The organism is Bacillus sp. 22190, from assembly GCF_052045575.1.
GTDB lineage: Bacteria > Bacillota > Bacilli > Bacillales > Bacillaceae > Bacillus > Bacillus altitudinis.
Genome location: NZ_JBQEPF010000032.1, coordinates 4,543 through 5,932, shown reverse-complemented (window position 1 = coordinate 5,932; position 1,390 = coordinate 4,543). Strand labels below are relative to the sequence as shown.

1 protein-coding gene is annotated in these 1,390 nt (G+C 37.1%); it reads right to left on the bottom strand.

Annotation, left to right across the window (positions count from 1 at the left end):
- Positions 1-129: 129 nt before the first annotated feature.
- Positions 130-1,390, bottom strand: a 1,261-nt coding sequence (locus tag ACTJKA_RS19740) for a hypothetical protein (protein ID WP_440607918.1), incomplete at its 5' end; no start/stop codon positions are given.

Below are 1,390 nucleotides of genomic sequence, written 5' to 3'. Positions count from 1 at the left end.
AGACCCTAAAGGTCTGTCATGTTTCACGTTACAAATCGAATAGCCAACTCCATACTAGTCTCTGTATGATTGAGATATGAACCACCAACCAACATAGTGATAGCAAGACCAGCTAAAGCAAAGCTCTTTTTAATGCTCATACAAACAGTCGCCCCTTCGAATTTGTTTTTGGGCGTACACCATTTGCTGATACAAATATACAGAATCCTCCATACGCCCACGTTCAGTATAAAATTCTGCGGACTCTAATGCCAGTTCTTCCAAATATGGATAACCCCTAATGTCATCAAACTGCTTGAGAATATCCTTCAGATCGTCAAGACACAGTGGCTTTATATATAGACTTACAAGAAATTTGTATAAAGACTCAAATAATTCATCGGGTTCCTTTTCAAGAAATTCAATACCCTTTTGAATATACTCTTTTCCAATTTCACCGTTTCCCATTTTGAAATTAATAAGAGCCAGTTGATAAAAAATAGCTCGCATATGAACATGACTTTTCAAATAAATTTGAGCTTCCTCAAAATAATCTAATGCTATTTGATACTTCTCTAAGCTAGAGTAACAGTTACCCAAATTGATTAAACTCATACCAATCATGAGTTCATCCTTAATCGCATGTGACTTCTCTAATGCTTTCTCTAAATGAGGGAGTGACTTTTCAGCACTATTAAGATCAACATAATTTCCTGAAACAACAAAGCGAGACTGAATTTCTCGGACAAGATATGTCGGGTGTACCTTATATGTATCAAGAGCCAACATGATGTAATACATAGACATTTGAGTTTGCTTCATGTGATAGAAAATCTCTGCCATCTTGAAATAAAACTCTGCTCTTTCAACTTCATCTGCGACCCGGTCTAAACGCTTTTCTGCTTGTCTATAAAAAGTAATCGCAGTAATATAATCACCTTGCGAGAACTCAAACATCCCTCTGAAAAAATTAAAGTAGTATTCCAAGATTCCAGTAAACTTTCGTCCCTGCCCTTCCACTGAACGCAGGTACTCCGCTTTGTTTACTTTCCTTGCTCCTAGATTCATGTATTCAAGCATTTGTTCGTGGCGAAATTCCATAAGCTGAAAATAAAGAACAGCTTGCTCATCTTCTTCCATCATATCCAATTCTTCTCTTATCTCGCTCCGAAGCATTTCAGCATCTGTCACATTAAGTTTTTTTATATGTCGATACCACTCATTTATCTTTTGACCGATCACCGCTGCTGAAATAGTTTCCATTCCATCAATCCCCCGATCTCTGTCCCTTTTTATGTTAAATCCTAGCATATGAAATACGGGTGTAACCCGCTTGCGTTTCCAATTATGCAAATTTTCGGCATCTCGCAAACGAATTTTCAAATGGATTACAGCAGACAAAACGAAAAAA